Source organism: Kitasatospora sp. NPDC048239, from assembly GCF_043202015.1.
In the GTDB taxonomy this organism is placed as follows: Bacteria; Actinomycetota; Actinomycetes; order Streptomycetales; family Streptomycetaceae; genus Kitasatospora.
Genome location: NZ_JBICZP010000047.1, coordinates 1 through 2,012 on the forward strand (window position 1 = coordinate 1; position 2,012 = coordinate 2,012).

At 74.8% G+C, this 2,012-nt stretch carries 1 protein-coding gene; it reads right to left on the reverse strand.

The genetic code is table 11. The features are described from left to right. Window positions 1-2,012, reverse strand: a 2,012-nt coding sequence (locus tag ACGFZP_RS39425; protein ID WP_392942313.1) for an SDR family oxidoreductase, incomplete at both ends; no start/stop codon positions are given.

Genomic DNA, 2,012 nt, shown 5'->3' on the forward strand with positions numbered 1-2,012 from the left:
AGGAGGTGGGTTTGGCGGGTGGTGTCGTCGAGGGTGGCGAGGTGGTCTTGGAGGGCGGTGGTGGTGCGGGTGGTGGTTGTGGTGGCGCGGCGGATGCGGGGGGTGATGAGGCGGCGCAGGAGGGGGCGTTGGGGGGTGTGGTCGGTGAGGGTTTTGAGGTCGAGGCGGGCGGCGATGAGGTGGGGTTGGGTGGTGGTGAGTGCGGTGTCGAGGGCGGTGAGGCCCTGGGTGTCGGTGAGGGGGAGGATGCCGGCGTTGGCGAGGCGGCGGAGGTCTGTTTCGGTGAGGGTGGCGGCCATGGTGCCGGTGGTCCAGAGGCCGTAGGCGAGGGCGGTGGCGGGCAGGCCCTGGGTGTGGCGGTGGGTGGCGAGGGTGTTGAGGAGGGTGTTGGCGGCGGCGTAGTTGGCCTGGCCTGCGTTGCCCCAGGTGGCGGCGAGGGAGGAGGCGAGGACGAACGCGGTGAGGGGGAGGTGGCGGGTGAGTTCGTGGAGGTGCCAGGCGGCGTCGGCCTTGGGGGCGAGGACGCGGTCGAGCTGGCCGGTGGTCATGGTGGTGAGGGGTCCGTCGTCGAGGACGCCGGCGAAGTGGAGGACGGCGGTGAGGGGGTGTTCGGCGGGGATGGTGGCGAGCAGGTCGGCCAGCGCGGTGCGGTCGGCCGCGTCGCAGGCCGCGATGGTGGTTTCGGCGCCCAACTCGGCGAGCTCGGCGGCCAGTTCCTCGGCGCCGGGGGCCTGGAGGCCGCGGCGGCTGGTGAGGAGGAGGTGGCGGATGCCGTGGGTGGTGACGAGGTGGCGGGCGGCGATGGCGCCGAGGCCGCCGGTGCCGCCGGTGATCAGGACCGTTCCGCGGGTGTCGAGGGCCGGTTGCGCTGCGGGGTCGGTGGACAGTCGGGTGAGTCGGGGGACGCTCACCGTGCCTGTTTGGAGGGCGAGTTCGGGTTCGTCGGTGGTGAGGGCCCGGTGGAGGGCGGTGAGGCTTTCGGGGGTGTCGTCGAGGTCGGCGAGGACGAGGCGGCCGGGGTGTTCGGCCTGGGCGGCGCGGACCAGGCCCCAGACGGGGGCGAGGGCGGGGTCGGGGGTGTCGGTGGCGACGGCGCCGCGGGTGGTGACCACCAGGCGGGAGGCGGTGGTTCGCTCGTCGGCGAGCCAGCGCTGCAGGAGGTGCAGGGTGTGGTGGGCGGTGGCGCGGACCGCGTCGGGGGTGTCGCCGGGCGCGGCCTGGATCCTGGCGAGGACCGCGTCCGGCAGCACGCCGTCCGTGTCGAGGCTGTCGAGGCTGTCGAGGTCGGCGAGTTCGGCGATCGACAGCTGGGGGTCGGCTGCGGGGAGGGCGAGTTCGGTCCAGTCGACGGTGAACCGGGTGCCGCCCGCGCCGGCGCCGGTGGTGGCGGTGGTGAGCTGTTCGGCGGTGACGGGGCGCAGGTCGAGGGCGTCGACGGTCAGGACGGGGTAGCCGGTGGCGTCGGCGACGTGCAGGGCCACGGTGTGGCCGGCGGTGCCGGTGACGCGGACCCGCAGGGTGGTGGCGCCTGCGGAGTGCAGGGCGACGCCGTTCCAGGAGAACGGCAGGAGGGTCTGGTCCAGGCCGCCGTCGCGGCCGAGGCTGATGGTGTGCAGGACGGCGTCGAGCAGGGCGGGGTGCAGGCCGAAGCGGGCGGCGTCGGGGTGGGCGTGCTCGGGGAGTTCGACCTCGGCGTGGACGGTGTCTCCGGTGCGCCAGGCGGCGGTGACGCCCTGGAACGCGGGGCCGTAGTCGAGGCCGAGGGCGGCGAGGTGGTCGTACATGCCCTGGACCGGTACGGGTGCGGCGTCGGCGGGGGGCCAGGCGGTCAGGTCGGTGCCCAGGGCCGCGGCGGGGGAGAGCAGGCCCTCGGCGTGCAGGGTCCAGGGCTGGTCGCTGTCCTCGGGGCGGGAGTGGATGGTGACCGGCCGCAGTCCGCCGTCCTCAGGTGCACCCACCACCACCTGCAGCTGCACACCCTCGTCCGCGGGCAGCAGCAGCGGCGCCTGAAG